We start from the raw sequence: 1,208 nt of genomic DNA, 5'->3' as shown, positions 1-1,208 counted from the left end.
CTCCAAAATTAGTATCATCGCCATCAACACTATCTGATATACCATCGCCATCACTATCTGTTCCACTATCTGTTACAACTCCTGTTCCTCCACTATCTGGATCAGTTGGATCTGTATCGTTTACATCTGTATTTCCTGAATCTCCAAATCCTGAATCATCTTCATCTACTTCATCTGAAATTCCATCGCCATCACTATCTGGACCATCTACTACTCCGTTTCCATCATCATCATCATTTCCGCCTTCAGTAATATCATTGATACCATCATCATCACTATCTAAATCTTGGTAATCTGGAACTCCATCTCCATCGGTATCAACTGTATCTCCTTCTCCTCCAGCTCCTTCTCCGAAATTGCTTGAGTCTGAATCTACACTATCTGAAATACCATCACCATCACTATCTGATCCTCCAGTATCATTTGAATCGATAACTCCATCATTGTTCGTGTCTAAATCACCATTTCCATTCTCTATAACATCATTGATTCCATCATTATCACTATCTAAATCTTGATAATCTGGCACGCCATCACCATCTGTATCTGGTTCTTCATCTGTGTCTACTGAATCATCTGCTTGACCATCATTGTCTGCATCTACATATCCTGTATCATTTGAATCGATAACTCCATCCCCATTGGTATCTAAATCACCATTTCCGCCTTCATCTACATCTAATATTCCATCATTATCACTATCTAAATCTAAACTATCTGGTATTCCATCGCCATCGGTATCACCAGTTCCTTCTGCTGTATCTGGTATTCCATCATTATCATCATCTACATCTAGATGATCTGGAATTCCATCACCATCGGTATCAGTTGCATCTCCAAATCCTGAATCATCGCCATCAACACTATCTGATATACCATCTCCATCTGAATCTGTTCCACTATCTGTTACAACTCCTGTTCCTCCACTATCTGGATCAGTTGGATCTGTATCGTTTACATCTGTATTTCCTGAATCTCCAAATCCTGAATCATCTTCATCTACTTCATCTGAAATTCCATCTCCGTCACTATCTGGACCATCTACTACTCCGTTTCCATCATCATCATCATTTCCGCCTTCAGTAATATCATTGATACCATCATCATCACTATCTAAATCTTGATAATCTGGTACGCCATCGCCATCTGTATCAACTGTATCTCCTTCTCCTCCATTTCCTTCTCCGAAATTACTTGAATCTGAATCT

General features: G+C 39.3%; 1 protein-coding gene (running past one end of the window). It reads right to left on the bottom strand.

Going from position 1 to position 1,208, the window contains the following annotated elements:
- Positions 1-18 carry the start of a T9SS type B sorting domain-containing protein gene (locus tag ACKTTQ_RS13625; RefSeq protein ID WP_408049519.1) on the bottom strand. 1,803 nt of this gene lie to the left of the window's left edge, so 18 of the gene's 1,821 nt are visible here — the first part of the coding sequence; the start codon lies at positions 16-18; its stop codon lies off the left edge, out of view.
- Between the last annotated feature and the right edge of the window lie 1,190 nt (positions 19-1,208).

The sequence above is a fragment of the Tenacibaculum halocynthiae genome (assembly GCF_964512825.1).
GTDB lineage: Bacteria > Bacteroidota > Bacteroidia > Flavobacteriales > Flavobacteriaceae > Polaribacter > Polaribacter halocynthiae.
The sequence above is the reverse complement of the archived record's forward strand: the minus strand, read 5'-3'. Positions and strand labels throughout refer to the sequence as shown.